The 18,226-nt window shown below is 64.0% G+C and carries 13 protein-coding genes; 2 read left to right on the top strand and 11 right to left on the bottom strand.

All coding sequences use genetic code 11. The features are described 5' to 3' along the window. Window positions 1-2: 2 nt before the first annotated feature. Entirely contained in the window at window positions 3-2,615 is a 2,613-nt protein-coding gene (hpnN, locus tag ACVMDN_RS09710) for a hopanoid transporter HpnN (protein WP_057015691.1), read from the bottom strand. Between the two features lie 449 nt (window positions 2,616-3,064). On the opposite strand from hpnN, the gene ispH reads away from it, so the two are divergent. Then, window positions 3,065-3,991, top strand: coding sequence for a 4-hydroxy-3-methylbut-2-enyl diphosphate reductase (gene ispH, locus ACVMDN_RS09705; protein ID WP_076833051.1), 927 nt, complete (start codon window positions 3,065-3,067; stop codon window positions 3,989-3,991). Window positions 3,992-4,035: 44 nt separating this feature from the next. Further along, complete coding sequence (gene hpnH / locus ACVMDN_RS09700; protein WP_028331712.1) at window positions 4,036-5,196, top strand: adenosyl-hopene transferase HpnH; 1,161 nt, start codon at window positions 4,036-4,038, stop codon at window positions 5,194-5,196. 144 nt (window positions 5,197-5,340) lie between these two features. On the opposite strand, the gene ltrA is transcribed toward hpnH, so the two are convergent. From ltrA to hpnC, 10 genes are all read right to left on the bottom strand, one after another. Then, window positions 5,341-6,723 (bottom strand): group II intron reverse transcriptase/maturase, encoded by a 1,383-nt coding sequence (gene ltrA / locus ACVMDN_RS09695; RefSeq protein ID WP_456835857.1) that lies wholly within the window; start codon window positions 6,721-6,723, stop codon window positions 5,341-5,343. A 1,125-nt stretch (window positions 6,724-7,848) separates the two neighbouring features. Next, window positions 7,849-8,751: a Rossmann-like and DUF2520 domain-containing protein gene (locus tag ACVMDN_RS09690; RefSeq protein WP_168856430.1), complete on the bottom strand. Its 903-nt coding sequence runs from the start codon at window positions 8,749-8,751 to the stop codon at window positions 7,849-7,851. Further along, entirely contained in the window at window positions 8,748-9,590 is an 843-nt protein-coding gene (locus ACVMDN_RS09685; RefSeq protein ID WP_168856429.1) for a class II aldolase/adducin family protein, read from the bottom strand. The genes ACVMDN_RS09690 and ACVMDN_RS09685 overlap by 4 nt, the downstream gene beginning before the upstream one ends. An 11-nt stretch (window positions 9,591-9,601) precedes the next feature. Continuing rightward, on the bottom strand, window positions 9,602-11,290 hold the full coding sequence (locus ACVMDN_RS09680) for an acyl-CoA dehydrogenase family protein (protein WP_076833046.1): 1,689 nt from the start codon (window positions 11,288-11,290) through the stop codon (window positions 9,602-9,604). Beyond that, window positions 11,287-11,931, bottom strand: coding sequence for a TetR/AcrR family transcriptional regulator (locus tag ACVMDN_RS09675; protein ID WP_057015695.1), 645 nt, complete (start codon window positions 11,929-11,931; stop codon window positions 11,287-11,289). The genes ACVMDN_RS09680 and ACVMDN_RS09675 overlap by 4 nt, the downstream gene beginning before the upstream one ends. 351 nt (window positions 11,932-12,282) lie before the next feature. After that, window positions 12,283-13,041 (bottom strand): phosphorylase, encoded by a 759-nt coding sequence (locus ACVMDN_RS09670; RefSeq protein ID WP_076833044.1) that lies wholly within the window; start codon window positions 13,039-13,041, stop codon window positions 12,283-12,285. Further along, entirely contained in the window at window positions 13,038-14,999 is a 1,962-nt protein-coding gene (shc, locus tag ACVMDN_RS09665) for a squalene--hopene cyclase (RefSeq protein WP_076833041.1), read from the bottom strand. Before shc ends, ACVMDN_RS09670 begins: the two co-directional genes overlap by 4 nt. A 164-nt stretch (window positions 15,000-15,163) precedes the next feature. Further along, window positions 15,164-16,414 (bottom strand): hydroxysqualene dehydroxylase HpnE, encoded by a 1,251-nt coding sequence (gene hpnE, locus ACVMDN_RS09660; RefSeq protein ID WP_076833038.1) that lies wholly within the window; start codon window positions 16,412-16,414, stop codon window positions 15,164-15,166. Continuing rightward, window positions 16,414-17,250, bottom strand: coding sequence for a presqualene diphosphate synthase HpnD (gene hpnD, locus ACVMDN_RS09655; RefSeq protein WP_076833035.1), 837 nt, complete (start codon window positions 17,248-17,250; stop codon window positions 16,414-16,416). The genes hpnE and hpnD overlap by 1 nt, the downstream gene beginning before the upstream one ends. Then, window positions 17,247-18,125 carry a squalene synthase HpnC gene (hpnC, locus tag ACVMDN_RS09650; RefSeq protein ID WP_076833033.1) on the bottom strand — a complete coding sequence of 293 codons (879 nt, stop codon included), beginning with the start codon at window positions 18,123-18,125 and terminating at the stop codon, window positions 17,247-17,249. Before hpnC ends, hpnD begins: the two co-directional genes overlap by 4 nt. Between the last annotated feature and the right edge of the window lie 101 nt (window positions 18,126-18,226).

The following is an 18,226-nucleotide window of genomic DNA, read 5'->3' as shown; positions in this document are numbered from 1 at the left end:
CGTCAGGTGACGTCGTTGGCGATGTCCTCCTCCTTGACCTCGCGCGGCTTGCCCATCAGCGCCGGCTGGAACAGCAACACCGCCGCGAGCGTGGTGACCAGCGAGAGCGCCAGCAGCTTGCCCATGCTGGCGGTGCCGGGATGGCTCGACAGCCACAGGCTGCCGAACGCGGTCGCCGTGGTCAGCGCGCTGAAAAAGATCGCGCGTGTCAGGCTCGACTGCAGCAGATTCGTCCTGCCCTGGCGCCACGCCGTGACATAGTAGATCTTGAACGCCACGCCGACGCCGAGCAGCAGCGGCAGCGCGACGATGTTGGCGAAGTTGAGCGGCAGCCCGATCAAGACGCAAATCTCCAGCGTGACGATGCCGGCGACGAGGAGCGGCACCAGCGTCATCAGCACGTCGACGACGCGGCGCAGCGTGAGCCACAGCAGCAGGCTGATCGTGACCAGCGCCAGAATGCCGGCGTGGATGAACGCCTTCACGATGACGTCGCCCGACTTCAGGATCGAGACCGGTCCGCCGATCGCGGTCGGCTCGGCGGCGAGCACGGCGTCGGCAAAGCGGCGCAGATTGTCGTTGTCGTTCGGATCGCCCTTCGGCTCCACCTCGACACGCATCAGGCCGTCCTTGGTCTTCCAGCTGGCGACGAGTTCCGGCGGCAGGTTCTGCAGCGTGACGGTCTGGGCCTGCAGCGTATTGCGGAGCTGATCGAACACGATCTTCATCGGCGCGACGAATACGTCCTGCGCCTTGTCGCGGGTCGCCTCATTCGCATCGGCGAGCTTCTGCAGCGCGTCGGCGAGCCGGCGCGCGGCCAGCGCACCCGGCCCCTTGCCGTCGCCCGCGGTCTTGCGCAGGCCGTCGACCGAGCTCTTCAGCGACTCGACATTCTCCTGATCCGACGGCGCCGGATCGACCGAATCCGGGTTGAGCGCGGGGCCGAGCGTCTTGGCCGCCTGCGCGATCAGCTTCAGCTTGGCCGGCTGGTCGTCGGGCACGAAGCTGTCGAGCGACATCACGCGCGACACTTCCGGCAGCTTCTCGAGCTTGGCCTCGATCTTCTTGGCGTCGGCTTCCGAGCGCGTCATCACATTGATGGCATTGGCGCCGGTGTTCGGATCCTTCCTCAGGTCGAGGAAGGTCGCGATCGATTCCACCTTGGAATTGCGCAGATTGATCGGGTTGAAGTCGAACTTCATGTAATGGAGCAGCGGCAGGCCCGCGACCGTGACCAGCAGCGTGCCGACGATGATCGGAACGCGATGCTTCTCCAGGAAGTTATCGAGCGGCGCCAGGAAGGCGTAGCCGACCGGCTCCTTCTCGCCGGGCGGATTGAGCAGATCGAGCAGCGCCGGCAGCACCGTGATGCTGGTGACGAACGCCACCAGCATGCCGGCGCCGGCGATCTTGCCGAGCTCCGAGATGCCCTTGTAGTCGGTCGGCAGGAAGCAGAGGAAACCGGCAGCGGTCGCCATCGCGGCGAGCGACAACGGCACCGCCGAGCGGCGCGCCGCGTTTTCCAGCGCCAGCGTCAGATTGTCGTTCTTGAAGCGCTCGGAGCGGTAGCGGACGCTGAACTGGATGCCGAAGTCGACCCCGAGGCCGATGAACAGCACGGCGAAGGCAATCGAGAGCAGGTTCAGCGAGCCGACCATCATCAGGCCGACCGCCGTGGTGATGGCAAGCCCGATGAACAGGTTCACGAACACGGCGAAGATGATCTTGCCGGAATGCAGCGCCATCCAGAGGATGACCAGCACGATCACCACGGTGCCGATGCCGTTGGTGATCGCGCCGTCCTGCACGGTGGCGTATTCCTCGTTGGCGATCGGCACCGGTCCGGTCAGGCGAACGCGCGCGTGATATTCAGTCGGGAATTTCAGATCGGCCGCCGCCTGGCGGATCGCATCGGTCGCGGCCTTGCCCGGCTCCAGCGCCGAATAGTCGATGATCGGCTTGATCTCGATGAAGGCGCGCTTGTCCGAATCGGTCAGCGGCTTGTCGCTGGTGAGCTCGCGCCACGAGAAGGTCGCGTTGCCCTTGGCGAGGACGGTCTCGACCGTCTCGGAGATCAGGTTGAAGGGCGGCGCGGCATTGTCGAGCTTGACCTGCCCGCGCTTGACGCCGGCAAGGCCGGTCTCGAGCGCGCCGGTCAGGCCGCGTATCGAGGGATCGCCGGCCATGATCTCGATCAACGGTGCAGCCGATTCGAGCTGGCCCGCGACCTTGCCGACCTCTTCGGTCGGCAGGAACAAGAGGCCATTCTTCTCGAAGAATTCGCCGGAGCCGAGCGCGGTGATCGCTTCGAAGTTCTTCTTGTCGGCCTGCAGCTTCGCGGTGAGCGCCTTCGCGGCCGAGCTGGTCAGCTCCGGCGTCGCTGCCTCGACCACCGCCAGGATCAGCCGCTCGCGATCAAATGCTTCCTCGAACTGGTTGTCGCGCTTGCGCCAATCGAGATCCGGCGAGATCAGCTTGTTGATGTCGGTGTTGATCGAGAAGTTGCGGGCCGTGTAGAAGCCGGCGCCGATCGACAACAGGACAGAGATAATCACAACCGGAAGGGCAAAACGCGTACAGGTTCTAACAACGGAGACGACAATATTTGTCAGCACTTCGTTTCTTTCTATCTCGGGGAAGCATGGCCGAAAACGCCCGCTCTGTAGCGGAGTTCCCGGGACCGATCTAATGTTGTTTTGGTTATCTTCCTCGACGGGACGGCGAGGAGGTTCCAAACCACAGGAACGGCCACGAATGGCCGGTATAAACCGCATCAGTGGGCGATAAAGTGACGAACAAGTGAGGGAGACGGACGGTCGCAGGGGTCGAAATCCACACCATACTACCTCTAACACCCCTCGTCCGTGACCACGCCCCCATCGAACCGCTACCTTTTTGCCACAAATCGCTGTATTTCCATGCGCTTGGGGCGCAGATCCCGTCCAGGAACTGTGATGGCTCAGACATTGCAACTGACGTTGCGACGTCCGACCTGTGGAGTGCGTTGCCGAAAAGGCCGCAGGGCATTGAACGAGATTGGTGCAATTTGCGTAACGGACGTCAGATGGAAGTGTTTCTTGCTCAGCCGCGCGGCTTTTGCGCGGGCGTTGTGCGCGCGATCGAGATCGTCGAACGCGCGCTCGAGAAGTATGGGCCGCCGGTCTATGTCCGCCACGAGATCGTGCATAACAAACACGTCGTCGAGAGCCTGAAGAAGAAGGGCGCGATCTTCGTCGAGGACCTCTCGGAAGTGCCGGCCAAGGCGGTGACCGTCTTCAGTGCCCATGGCGTTGCTAGGAGCGTCGAGGAGGAGGCGGAAGCCCGCGATCTGCCGGTGCTCAATGCCACCTGCCCGCTCGTCACCAAGGTCCACAACCAGGGCAAGCGCTATATCTCGAAGGGCCGCGCCCTGATCCTGATCGGGCACGCCGGCCATCCCGAGGTCGAGGGAACCATGGGCCAGGTTCCGGGGCCGGTCCTCCTAGTCCAGAGTGTCCAGGACGTGGCGGAACTGAGGCTGCCGAGCGATACGCCGGTCGCCTACATCACCCAGACCACCCTGTCCGTGGACGACACCAGGGACATCATCGCGGCCCTTCAGGCAAAATTTACAGATATTCAAGGCCCGGATATCAGGGATATCTGCTATGCGACACAGAACCGCCAATCTGCGGTAAGGGACCTCAGCAAACTGGTTGACGTCATTTTGGTGGTGGGGGCCGCCAACAGTTCCAACTCGAACAGGCTTCGTGAAATCGGCACCGAGGTCGGCGTCGCGAGTTATCTCATTGCCGATGGGAGCGAACTCAATCCGGATTGGCTCAAGGATGCGAAGGCCGTCGGCATTACCGCGGGCGCTTCTGCGCCCGAAGTTTTGGTCGACGATGTGATCGAGGCTCTGCGGCGGATCGGACCGGTGTCGGTCTCGGTCGTTCCGGGCCGAGAAGAGAATATCGAATTCCGGCTGCCAGCCGAACTGACTGCGGGCTGATCTGAACCCACATCCCTTTGATAAGTGCAGAAAGAAATCGTCTAATGGCTATACCGTTCTTCAAGGAAATGCGTATCGGCGGTTATCTGATCAAGCAGAAGCTGCTTGGCCGCAAACGCTATCCGCTCGTGCTGATGCTGGAACCTTTGTTCCGTTGCAACCTCGCCTGCGTCGGCTGCGGCAAGATCGACTATCCCGATGCGATCCTCAATCGCCGCATGACGGCGCAGGAATGCTGGGATGCGGCCGATGAGTGCGGCGCGCCGATGGTGGCGATCCCCGGCGGCGAGCCGCTGATCCACAAGGAAATCGGCGAGATCGTGCGCGGCCTCGTGGCCCGCAAGAAGTTCGTCTCGCTGTGCACCAATGCGCTGCTGCTCGAGAAGAAGCTCGATCTGTTCGAGCCGTCGCCCTATTTGTTCTTCTCGGTGCATCTCGACGGCCTGAAGGATCATCACGACAAGGCGGTGTCGCAGAAGGGCGTGTTCGATCGCGCCGTCTCGGCGATCAAGGCGGCGAAGGCGCGCGGCTTCACGGTCAACGTCAATGCCACAATCTTTGATGGTCATCCGGCCGAGGAGATCGCCAAGTTCCTCGATTTCACCACCGAGCTCGGCGTCGGCGTCTCGATGTCGCCGGGTTACGCCTATGAGCGTGCGCCCGACCAGGAGCACTTCCTCAACCGCACCAAGACCAAGAAGCTGTTCCGCGACGTCTTTGCGCTCGGCAAGGGCAAGAAGTGGAATTTCATGCATTCCGGCCTGTTCCTCGACTTCCTCGCCGGCAACCAGGAATACGAGTGCACGCCCTGGGGCATGCCGGCGCGCAACATCTTCGGCTGGCAGAAGCCCTGCTATCTGCTCGGTGAAGGCTACGCCAAGACCTTCAAGGAGCTGATGGACACCACCGACTGGGACACCTACGGCACCGGCAAGTACGAGAAGTGCGCCGACTGTATGGCCCATTGCGGCTACGAGCCGACCGCGGCGACCGCCGCGATCAACAATCCGCTGAAGGCGATGTGGGTTGCGCTGCGCGGCATCAGGACATCGGGCCCGATGGCGCCCGAGATCGACATGTCGAAGCAGCGTCCGGCGCAGTACATCTTCGCCGAGCAGGTGCAGAAGAAGCTCTCGGAGATCCGCCGCGACGAGGCTGCGGCCGCCGCCGCCAAGCAGCAAGCGAAGGCCTCGACCGCCGCCTGACGCGCGATGTGAGCGAAAGCAGAAATCGGGATAGGGGGGAGCCTCGCAGCCCTCCCACCGGGTCACCGGAGGCGGTCGCCCGCCCCCGGTTCCCACAGAACGTGGCGTGCGGATTTCCCGCACCGACGCTCTTCGACAGTTGGTTCACAGCACTGCAAGCGCTTGCAGCTCCCGATAAGGGAGGCGCAGCTTAGGCTTCAGCAACGGTGTCCGTTCTTTGATTTGGTTGAAGGCGTCCCAAGTGAGGCGTCGGCCTGCCCAGCTGCGGCTGCGCAGCATTCCGCGCCAGTAACGCTCCACGGCCCGATAGACTTTTACGAGGCTCCGGAGATTTCCGGCGACGCCGTAATAGCCATAGTGGCCGCGCAGGACGAGGTTGATTTCATCGGCCTGGTCACTGATCTTGTAATGCCGTATTTGCCGCATCAGCTCCTGCAGAGACATAAGGCTGCGCTTTAGCCGAGATTTCTCGGTGCGCATCCCAACCTTGAAGTTGCCTTTTTGGTTTCGCGTGCAATAGAGCGTCAGCCCCAGAAAGTAGATTGTTTCCGGGCGGTTTCTGCCGCGTTTGCCCGCATGTCTTTGCGCGAACCGACCAAACTCGACCAACTTGGTCTTGGTCGGCTCTAGAGTGAGGCCGAACTTCCCCAACCGAAGACGCAAGGCCTCCTGTACGCGGGTGGCGTCCGATCGATATTGGAAGCAGATCACAAAGTCGTCGATATAGCGCACCAGTCGGGCTTCGCCCCGCAACCGACCCTTCACCACGCGTTCGAACCAGAGGTCGAGAACGTAATGAAGGTAGAGGTTGCTCAAAAGCACACTGATCGATCCGCCTTGTGGCGTTCCTTGTTCGCTCGGGTGCACCGCTCCGTCTTCCAGGATGCCCGCTTTCAACCAGCGCCGGATCAAGCTGATCAGGCGCGGATCACCGACTCGATGTTCGACAAACCGGAGGACCCGATCATGATCGAGACTCCCGAAGAAGTTCTTCAAATCCGCCTCCAACACCCAGCTGATCATGCCGCCGGCGATCACCTCATTGAGGGTCGCCAAGGCATGATGGGCGCTGAGCTTCGGCCTGCCGCCGAACGAGCAGGGTAAGAAGTCCTGCTCGTAAATAGCGGCCAGCACCTCAGCCGTGCTGCGCTGGAGCGCCCGGTCGGCGACAGTTGGAACCCCGAGGGGGCGCTTCTCCGTCTTACCGGGCTTGGGGATATAGACCCGCCGAATGTTCGGCGCCCGATATCCCTGGCGATGGATGGATTGGAGCATTGGCCCTATCCAGTCCTCGAAGCTCTCCTTCGCCGCCTCCACCGTCTGTCCGTCCACCCCGGCGGCGGAGCGCTTCGGAATCTGTAATAGATTCTTTTGCACTCGGTCGCGCGTGATGTGATGGGCCAACGAGGTGAAGCGAAGATTTGTCTCGCGCCGAGCTTTCACTGCTATTTGTTCAAGTTTCGTTTCCATGGTCAGCTGATCTTCTCTTTGCATAGAAGGCCGTAACTCCCGTTGAATGGAGCCCATGTCGCCCAAGAACAATTCAACTACCGCTGACCGCTTCCCCATGTGGCCGGCTCTCCCGTCCTCGGAGTACTATCGGTCAGTCTGACTTCCACCCGGTCGTCAGACCCTTCTCACCTCAGCGGCTTGGCAGGTCTTACAAGCTTGCGCTTGAACCGGATGGATCTCCCTTGTTCACGCTGCTTCCTTTGATTGCATGCTGGCGGTACGAACCCCGGGAGCACCTCTGACCGCTCGCGTTGTCGCGGCCTGCGGTTCCGCCTTCCCCTTTGAGAGACAGGGTCGGCTACTCCGATCACGTTCGATTTCGGGGCTATTTTCCCGTTCACTTCATTCCGGCCTACAACCTCCCTGTCTACGCTTCGCAACGGCCGTTACCGGACGCCACGCAAGACTCGGTTCGCGGCTGCTCGCTAGGCTTTGCCGCGGCCGTCATCTCAGACGGCAGACTTCAACGCGCTTGCAAGGCGCAACTCCCACACCACCGTACATACGGGTCCGTATACGGCGGTTCGCTGGATTAAGCGGCAAGAGTTGTTCTGTTGCCGCCGTAGTTTGGGTGTCAGCAATCGTCGCGCCAGCTTCGACTCCTCTGATCAGCGTCAGTCAGGGTTTCACCCCTTCCCGCCGTTCCGAGGCCAGTTGCCCGGAATTCAGTCGCATGGCCGATGCGATATCGCTGCATCTACTCGTCACTTCCAGCGTTCAGGCCTTCGGCGAAACTCGTTCCGCCTACTATGCCCTCTGCTGACTTCTGCACTGCGGTCAGATCGCCTTACGACGACCTCAGTCTCGTTGCCGAGACGCAGCGCAGATCTCCCGAGGTAAGATCGACCGCCTTCGCCGCACGCCCGCCGGATTTACCACCCCGCCCCTTGATGACCGTGGACTTCGCGATCACGTGCTCGCTCGTCCGGCCGGGTAGGCCTCGTTATCCGGTTTTTGTCCATCGGGCCGCGGCTTTGCTCCACGCTTCCTTCAGACCCCACCTCGCGATGACGCCCTTGCGCTTCGCTAATCCTTCACCGTCATCAGGTTGGATAGAGGACTTCCACCTCCAAGCTGCCGGTCATGCTCGGCACACACATGAAAGCCCCGGTTCAGCGAACCGGGGCTTTTTTCTTTGAATCAGGATGCCGCATGCTCTTCCGATCTCGTGCGCAGAAGCAATCTCTCGATCTCTGCCGCGCGCGGTGCACTGAGTGTGCCGCGCTCGATCCCGAGCGGGACGTTGCGCAGGGCGAGCTCGCGATACAGCGCGCCGGAGGGAGGAAAGCGCTCATCCAGCGCCCGGAGATGCTTGAGGATCGTTCCGACGTCGCCGCGCGCCACGCAGCCGCCCATGCCGTTGGCGAGGCCACCGTCGAGAACAGCCGCGACCGTCCCCCGCAGCAGCGGCATCATCGCGCGCAACGCGTCGGTCTCGCTGGCGCCAAAGCTCTTCCAGAGCTCGACGCCCTCCTTGAGCAGCGCGATCAGGAACGGACCGACGTAATAGGCGGACGCATGATAGAGCGCCCGCGCACCGGCCGGCAGCGCGAGCGGTTCACACCCGATGCGGGTCGCAAGCAATTCCAGGTCACGCCTGAAGTCGCCCTCTGCCTCGATGCCGACGGTGCATCCGCGCAACCCCTCGAGCGCGACGTCGGGATTGGCAAACATCTGCATCGGATGAAATCCGCCGGTCGCGGCGCCTGCGGATTTCGCATGATCGAGCGCGGCCAGTTCGGTCGCGCCGCTGCAATGAACCACGCGGTGACGCGGCTCCCAGCGCAAGTCGCGGCAGACCGGCAGGATCGCATCGTCGCTCACGGTCAGGAAAACCATGTCGCAGCGGTCGACGACCTGCTGCGCATCCGTCATCGGCCGCGCCGACGGGATGCGGGATCCGAGCCGCTGCGCGGCATCGGCACCGCGGTTGTAGAACGCCGCGACGTTCAGCCCCGCGCAGGCGAAGGCCGGCGCGAGCGTCTGCGCCACGCGGCCGGCGCCGATGAAGCCGATCCGCAACGCCGCCAGCGCCGTGCTCATTGCGCGTAGCTCCCGTCGATGCGGTCGAGCCTGCGCCGCAGCGCCGGCCGTTCCAGCAGGCCGTACCCGGCTTGCAGATTTTGCGCCGCTTCATTCAGCACCGGATTGGTGTCGCGCTCATTGTCCAGCGTGATCTCGGTGCCGGCAAAACAGGTCACCGTGTTGCCGATCGCCATCTCGGTCGGCGCATGCAGCGGCCGGCCACAGCCGAGCGCGTCGACCTGGATCCGGCAGGCCTGCTCCAGCCAGTAGATCGCGTTGAACGCCTGCGGAATCGTGTTGCCGCACACCAGGAGGCCATGATTGCGCAACACCAGCACATTGTTGCGACCGAGATCAGCGACGACCCGGTCGCATTCCTCCCGATCGATCGCCGGCCCCTCGAAATCGTGATAACCGATCCGACCGTGAAACCGCATCGCCGTCTGCGACAGCGGCAACAGCCCTTCGGCAAGCGCGCTGACCGCGGTGCCAGCCCTGGTGTGGGTATGGAGAACGCAGTTCACGTCGGGCCGCGCGCGATGGATCGGGGCGTGCAGATAGAAGCCGGCCACGTTGACGTTGTAGCCGTGGTCGGGCTGCAGCAGGGTCCGGCCCTCGATGTCGATCTTGACGAGGCTCGACGCCGTGATCTCCTCGTACAGCATGCCATAGGGATTGATCAGATACTGATCGTGATGCCCCGGGACCTGTGCACTGATGTGATTGTAGATCAGGTCGGTCATTCCGTAGAGCGCGACCAGGCGGTAGCACGCCGCAAGGTCGACGCGGGTTGCCCACTCCTCGTCTCCGACGACGGCCCTGACATCGCTGACGGCACAAACTTCGGTCTGACGCATGACTTGGACCCTCAGTGATGGATGACGGAGGCACGTTCGACGATGGCGCCAAGACCTTCCGTCGATGGAAGCCCGCCGAATACCTGCATCCCGTCCGCGCCAAGCCTGGATTTCACGAACAGTTCGGCGGCAGCGGCGTCGCCATGCTTCAGCATCTCGGCGGCCTGCAGCGCATGCGCCATGCGGGTGACGAGTGCTCTCGCATGCCCGTCGTCCGGGTATCGAGCACGCAAGCGATCGGCGAGATCGTCCGTGCTTCGGTCATAGACCGGATTGAGGCCCCTGCTCGCACGCAACTCGTCGACGAATGCGTCCCGGCAATTCGCATCGCGTTGCATGGCGCGCAAAACGTCCATGCACATCATGTTCGAGGTACCTTCCCAGATCGAATTCAACGGCGCCTCGCGATAGAGCCGGGCCATCGGATTCTCCATGATGAAGCCGTTGCCGCCATGCACCTGCAGGCATTCATAGGTGAAGGCCGGCGCGCGCTGGCAGTTCCAGAACTTCATCACGGGTGTCGCGACCCGCGCCAGCAATCGCTCGTGTTCGCTTGTCTGCAGGCCGTCGGTCGCGCGCGCGACCCGAAACGCGCCGAGCATCGCCGCCTCGCTCTCGAGCGCGAGGTCGGCGAGCGCGTTGCGCTGCATCGGAAGCTCGGACATCGGCTTGCCGAACGCCGTTCGCGTTTGCGCGTGGTTGAGGGCGAGGCTCAGCGCCTGGCGCATCAGCCCGGCGGAGCCGACCGCGAAATCCAGCCGCGTCAGATGGGCATGCGAAAGGATTTCCGCGATGCCGCGGCCCTCTTCGCCAACCAGGATCGACCACGTATCGTGGTACTCGATCTCGCTCGACGCGTTCGACCGGTTGCCGCACTTGTCCTTCAGACGCTGAATGTGGATGCGGTTGGCACTGCCATCGGGCAGCAGGCGCGGCACGAACAGGCAGCTGACGCCGGACTGGGTGCGCGCCAGCGTGTAGAATCCGTCGGCCACCGGCACCGAGAAGAACCATTTGTGGCCGGTGAGCGCATAGATCTCGCCATGCGCGCCGCGCTCGACAAAGCGCGCGGTGGTCTGGGTCTCACGCAGATCGGAGCCGCCCTGCTTTTCGGTCATGGCGTAACCGATGACCGCGGCGCGCTTGGCCTCGATCGGAAGCCGCCGCGGATCGTAGTCCGCCGCCAGCGTTCGCTCCCGCCACAAATTGAATTGCGGCTTGCCGGAGAACCCGGCGATCGCGGCGTACGCCATCCCGGTGGGGCAACCGACGCCGTTCTCGATCTGGTTCCAGAGATAGCTCAGCGCCGCGCGCGCCAGATGGCCGTGTGGTTCGCGCGTCGACCAGGCGAGGCTATGCACCTCGCTCCGGAACGCCAGCGCCATCAATTGATGCCAGGCCGGATGAAATTCGACCCAATCATTGCGGTTGCCATACCGGTCATGGGTCAGGAGCTTCGGTTCGTGCTCGTTGGCCAGCCGTGCCGCCTCCTGCACGGATTCGCTGCCGGCATGAGCTCCGAGTGCGGAAAGCTTGTCTTTCGCCCACGGCGCGATCGTCGCGATCAGGCCACTCAGCGCGCGGTCGTCATCGAACGCATTGAAGCCGAGCGCCGGCCGCGCCTGATTGCGTACTTCATGGGTCGCAAACGGAGCGGCTTTCGCTTCAGCGACGGCAACCGGCTGGACGCGCGCGTTCATGCGGAGACTCGCGATACAGGGATGAGTTCAGGCGTGGCGTGGCGAAACAGCATGCGCGCGGAAAGCCCCGCGATCGACTGTGCGATCGCCTTCGCCGCGTCGGAATCGGGGGCCGCTTCGGGCGCAAGGGGACCGACCAGCGCCTCCATGAAGGCGCCGGTCACGCAGGATGCCGCGACGTTCGCGTCGATCTCGACGAACTCACCGCCGGCGATACCGCGCCGAACCAGCCTTGCGATCTGATCGGCCAGGGCCGCCCGGTATTTCAGGCGCGCCGCGTCGATCTCGGGTTCACAGGGTTCGGCGATCAACGCGTACGCCAGGCGGCGGCCGCGCATCGCCCGGACCGCGAAAGTGTAGATCGCGTCGACCAGGCACTGGGACGCCGAGCCTTCCGCCTCGACGATCGCGGCGACGACAGCCACCTCGCGCTCGGACACCAGGGCGAGCACCTGCGCGTACAGGTCCGCCTTGGAGTCGAAGTAGCGATACACGCTGCCCGTGGCCACGCCGGCCCGTGAGGCGATCAGGGCGATCTGGGCGTCCTTCCAGCCACTCAGCGCCACGGCCTCCCTGGCGGCATCGAGAATACGCGCTTTGGTTTCGACCAGTTGGTTGAGGCGAACGGCAGCGATTGCCATAGTGAACCTTAATTCATGAATAAAGGATCATAGTTCATTTTCGGATGAATAGCCGTAGCTGTCAAGCGTCGACCCAGCGCGGTCCGCGTAGGGCCCTTCCCGGGGCGCCGGCGCGCTGCTGGCAAGTCGTCAGAGGCTGGCCGCGCGACCCCACCGGCCCGAGGGACACGGATATGCGGGGTCTCTCACCGCACAGCCGACGCGCAAGTCCGCTGACCGCGTGGAACCGGAACAGCGTGGCATCGAGCGAAACCTTTGGGCATCAAAGCAAAAGGCCCGATCGCGATGCGACCGGGCCTGTGAGTTGAGCTTGATGCGGTGAGAAACCCGGTCCCTGCCCGGCGCAGCGGATCAGGCCGCCTTCGCCGTGATCAGAACGTCTTCTACCGGCATCAACACCTCGTTGCCGAGCAGGAAGCCGCGGCAGCTGCGCAGCGAGCGCAGCGCGCGGTTGAAGTCAATTCCGGTCGACACCAGCGCGCGCAGCGTCCGTGGATTGCGGGCGATGCCGCGCAGCACCTTGCGCAGGTCGATGTCGCCGTTCGGCTTCACCGCGGATTTCGCAAGTTCCGGTAGCGCCCGGTGCGCGGGATCGCTGATTACGCGCAATGCGGCAAACGGAATGCGGGCCTTGGCGGCATAGGCCGCCGCGATATGGCTCTCCATATCGACTGCGGCTGCGCCCGTCATCGAGCGCAGAGCGGCCTTGCAGGCCTTTGCCGCGATCACCTCTTCCACGCCGGCGAGACTGCCGCGGACGATCCTGCGGCGCTTCAGCGCGGCGCTGGCGATCATCTCTTCGTTCAGCGCGGATGCGGCCAGGAAACGGGTATCGCCCGACATCACCTCGGTCGCAACCACGACGTCGCCTGACTTGAGCGACGGATCGAGCCCGCCGGCCACGCCGAACGAAATCACGCCACGGAAGGTGCTCGGATCCAGCGTCGCCAGCAACTCACGCAGCTGCTGCGGATCGCTCGAACTGCAGATTACGATCATGCCGGGGCCTGCCGCGATGCGAGCCTCCTGCACCAATCCAGTCACAATCAATACCGGCCGAGGATCAATTCTACTGCCCACGGTCTCGGCGGCCCCCGCCTCAACAATCACATCCCGACCCCTACCACCCTGCTATTGGTGCTTCTCAAATTTCGATACCGCGCCAGCGCCCAGAGCGGAAAGAACTTCGAGTAGCCATGATATCGCAAGTAAAATACCCGCGGAAACCCCGTAGCTGTGTATCGCTGCTCGTCCCACAGCCCTTTTTCCGTCTGTGTTGCCTTTAGGTACTCCACCCCGCGCGTAACAGCGGGATTTTCGACCTCTCCGGCCGCCATCAATCCAAGCAAAGCCCATGCCGTTTGCGAGGAGGTCGAAGGCGCAACTTCATAACCCTTGTAATCCAGGCAGTAACTGACGGCGTCCTCGCCCCAGCCGCCGTCCTGATTCTGGACTGACGCCAGCCAGTCGACCGCCTTCCGAATCATCGGGTCGTTGCGATCGACCCCTGCGACATTTAGCGCCGAGAGCACCGACCAGGTGCCGTAGATGTAGTTCAGGCCCCAGCGGCCGTACCAGGAGCCCTCGGCAAGCTGGGTGCGGCGCAAATAAGCGACGCCGTCAGCCATCGCCTTGTTGCTCTCGGCGGTCTCGCCGAGCTGGCCCAGCATCGAGATGCAGCGCGCGGTGACATCCTCGGTCGGCGGATCCAACAATGCCCCATGATCGGAGAACGGGATGTTGTTGAGGTAATATTCGAGGTTGTTGACGTCGAATGCGGCCCAGCCGCCATCGCGGCTCTGCAGCCCCTCGATCCACTCGCGGCCGCGCGCGATGGACTCATCATATTCCCTGGTTCCGGTATGACGCCGCACGCGATCCATCGCCATCACGACCACCGCGGTGTCGTCGAGATCGGGATAATGGTCGTTGTTGTACTGGAACGCCCAGCCGCCCGGGCGGACGTCCGGCGCCTTGACCGCCCAATCGCCCTTCAGGTCCAGCACCTGGCGCGGCTTCAGCCAGTCGAGGCCCTGCCTGGCCTTGGCCAGGGTGTCGTCGCCGCCCGCTTCCTGCAGCGCATGACAGGCCAGCGCGGTGTCCCACACCGGCGAAACGCAGGGCTGGCAATAGGCCTCGTGTTCGCTAATCACGAGCAGCTTGTCGATGCCGCGGCGGGTGGTGGCGCGCGGCGGGAAATTCTCGTCCTTGCCGAGCGCCTCGTACATCATGACGATGTTGGCCATCGGCGGATAAATCGCGCCCATGCCGTCTTCGCCGTTCAGCCGCTCTTCGGTGAAGGCGAGCGCGGCATCGATCGCGCGCTGGCGCAGGCTCTTCGGAAACATCGGCTCGATTACCCGCAGCACGGCGTCGAGCGAGCGGAACAGATAGAACCAGCTCGCGCTCTGATGCGGCGCCTTCGGCGCCATGCGGACCGATTTCGGATCCTCCAGGAACAGTTCGTCGATGCCGACGCCCTTCGGATTCTTCGCACGCGGCTTCAGCGCGGCAAGCACCATCAGCGGCACCATGGTGGTGCGCGCCCAGTAGGAGATCTTGTTGATGTGGAACGGCGACCACATCGGCAGCAGCATGATCTCGATCGGCAGCACCGGCGTCGCGCGCCAGGTCACGACGCCATAGAGCGCGAGCAGGAATCGCGTGAACACGTTGCTGCCCGAAGCGCCGCCGCGCGAACGGATCGCCTCGCGCGCCCGCGCCATGTGCGGCGCGTCGACGGAATCGCCGATCATCTTCAGCGCGAAGTACGACTTCACGCTGGCGCTCATGTCGAACGGGCCGTCATGCACCAGCGGCCAGCCGCCATGGGCGCCCTGGACGCGGCGCAGATAGTTGCCGATCTTGGCCTCGAGCCCGGCATCGATCGGCTCGGCCAGGTAGTGACGCAGCAGGATGTACTCGGCCGGAATGGTGCTGTCGGCCTCGAGCTCGAACACCCAGTGCCCGTCGGATTGACGGTAGCCGAGCAGCGCTTCGGTTGCCTTGGAGATGCTCTTCTCCAGCGCGACCGGGTCGACTGCAACGCTGTGATCTCTCGCAAGCATTTCGCTCGATATCCTCTTCATCGCGGGCCGGCTGATCGAAAGCCGCGGCCGCTCCAGAGCATGATCCGATTGCTTCGGATCACGTTCTTGTCCTTCTGTTTGGTCGCGTTTTCTTCACGCGAACCGGTAGCCACTTCGCTCGAAAACGCGCCAACAGGTCGAATCTAACGTCTGGCCAGAACCAGATCGGCGGCGCGATCCCCCGATCGCACCGATCCCTCGATGGTTGCCGGCAACCCGGTAGCAGTCCAGTCGCCGGCAAGGAACAGGTTTTTTTGCGCCGTCGCGGGCCCCGGACGCAGGGCATTCTGTTCCGGCGTCGCCTCAAATGTGGCACGGCGCTCACGCACGATCTGCCAGGGCGGCAGGTCGCCGGAAACCCCCGAGGCCTCGCAGATGTCCTGCCAGATCGCCAGCGCGAGCTCCTCGCGCGGCATGTCGACCAGGCGGTCGCCGTTGCTGATCGTCACCGACAGCCGTTGCGGGAACGCGAACAGCCACTCCACGAGGCCGCCGACCACGCCGAGAATGGGCGCAGCGTCGCGCGGCGGATCGACGCGGAAATGCGCGTTCACGATGGCGCGGAATTTGGTCGGGGTTTTCAGGCCGGGCAGCAGCGCGGCCGCGGCCCGCGGCGGCACCGCAAGCACGACGGCGTCGTCGGCTCCCAGCGCGACCTTGTCGCCATTGCCAAAATCGAGCTCACTGATGCGATCACCCGACATGCCGAGCGCACGCAATTCGTGACTGAACTGGACGCTGTGGCCGCCCTCCTGCAGCAGCTTCACGGCCGGCTCGATCAGGACCGAGCTCAGGCCGTCGCGCGCGATCAACGGACGGCAGGCCTGCCCGCCCGCGAGCAGCGTCTCGCGCACGATCGCGCCCGCGAGCCCGGCCGAGCCCTCCGGCGGATCGACGTTCAATGCGGCGAGCAGCAGCGGCTGCACCAGGCGGTCATACAGCGTGCCCTTGCAGGGAATAGTGTTGCCGACCAGCGCACCGGTGCCGGCCCAAGCCAGCGGCGCCAAGGCGAGATAGTCGCGCAGGCTAGTGTCCGGGACGCGGCGCGCCTCGTCGAACACCCACAGCGGCAGGCGGGAATCGCCGAGGTCGAGCTGCCAGCGCCGGCCGCTGGCAAGATCGACGAACGGAAACTGCGCGCGCGCAGGCCCGACGAGACCGGCCTCGGTGCCGATCGCGCGCGCGTAGCTCAGCGCATGGCGATTGCCCGACAGCAACAGATGGTTGCCATTGTCGATGGTGAGACTGGTGGCCGCGTCGAAATAGGAGCGGCAGCGGCCGCCGGCCTGCTGCGTTGCCTCATGGACGAACACCTTGTAGCCGCCATTGGCGAGGCGCACGGCCGCGGAGAGGCCGGAAATGCCGGCACCGATGATATGAACGGTCTTTTGCATCAGATGATCGCGTAACGAAGAAGGATGCCGATCTTGGCGGCCTTGGACACACGTACCGGCGCGCGCGGCGCGGTGAAGCCGCGCGCGATCAGAAGATCGAGAATCGCGCGGTAGTATTTCGACATGATCCGCGGCGCGCGCACGGCGCGGCGCGAATTGCGCTTCATGATCTCGTCGGATTTCTGGAAATGCATCTTCGCCCGCTCGGCCAGCGGCGCGCACACCTTCGGCAGCGCGCGGTCGGCGGTGACGCGGGCCGGATCGTTATTGGTGATGCCGGCGTGCCAGAGCCATTCGCGCGGCAGATAGAGCCGGCCGAGGCCGGCATCCTCGTCGATGTCGCGCAGGATGTTGGTGAGCTGCAGCGCGCGGCCGAGGTGATAGGCGAGCTGGATGCCGTCGTCCTCGGGCAGGCCGAACACGCGCACCGACAGCCGGCCGACCGCGCTCGCGACGCGATCGCAATACAAATCGAGCGTCGCGAGATCCGGCGCGCGGATGTCCTGCGGCACGTCCATCTCCATGCCGTCGACGATCGCGACAAAATCCTCGCGCTTCAGGCCGAAGGTCTTCACCGAGGCGACATAGTCCTTCAGCCGCTCCGGCGGATGCCCCGCATAGAGCGCGTCGATATCGTCGCGCCACTGCTGCAGCGCGGCCAGCCGCTCCGGCCGCGGGCCGTCGGAATCGGCGATGTCGTCGACCTGCCGGCAGAAGCTGTAGATCTGGAACATCGCCTCGCGCTGCGCGCGCGGCAGAATGCGCATCGCGGCGTAGAACGAGCTGCCCGACGCGGTGCTTCCGTAATTTGCGTTGGCCGCCGCCTCCACGCTCATGCGCCAGCCGCCGATTTGGAGACCGCACGCCGTCCGGTCGCACGCCGCGCCGTCTCGCCGGCCACGCCGCCAAGGCTCTGCAGCAGCAGTTCGAGCGGGCTCAAATGCACGCGCTCGCTGAGCGGATCGCGCACCTTCAGCATGTTGACGATCTTGTCGGCGAACGCCTGGATCACGGAAATCTCGAGCCCCAGCCTGAAATCCTTCACCTCGGCGGCGAGCGACTTGCTCTGGTCGAGCAGCGCCTCGGTGCGCACGGCGAGCGCCTGCAGGCATTTGAGCAGGGCCGGCTGCGATTTCGCCTCGCCGAGCATCTCGACGGTCGCGCCCGCGGCGGCCAGGGCATCGCGCGGCAAATAGACACGGTTCAGGTTGCGGTAGTCCTTGCCGCAGTCCTGCAGATGGTTGTTGATCTGCAGCCCGGCGCAGAGCGCGTCCGACGCCGCCCAGGTCGAGGTATCCTCGCCGTGCACGTCGAGCATGAACCGCCCGACCGGCATTGCCGAGTACCGGCAATAATCGATCACATCGTCCCAGTTCTCGTAACGCAGCTTGGTGACGTCGAGGCGGAACGCCACCAGCACGTCGAGCGCGTGCCGCGGCGGCATGCTGCGCTCGGCGAACGCGCGGCGCAGATTGACCGCTTCCTTCTGGGTGTCGCCATTGCCAAGCAGCTCGGCCTCCATGAGGTCGAGGTAGCGCAGCTTCTCCTCGGCGGGCAGCGTGGCGTGATCGGCGATATCGTCGGCGGTGCGGACGAAATTATAGAAGGCCAGGATCAGGGCACGATGCCGCGGATGAATGATCCACGACGCGACCGGGAAATTCTCGTCGCGGTGGGTCTTTCCGGATCGCAGGTCGCTCGCGGTGGTCATGGGAAATTTGGGCTACACTGGTCATGGCACGACGCAGGCGCGAAAGGTCAGCGCATGCGGGGGATTTGCGAGCCCCATATAGGGGAATACGCCACCAAAAC

This window comes from Bradyrhizobium sp. USDA 4510 (genome assembly GCF_054059095.1).
The sequence above is the reverse complement of the archived record's forward strand: the minus strand, read 5'-3'. Positions and strand labels throughout refer to the sequence as shown.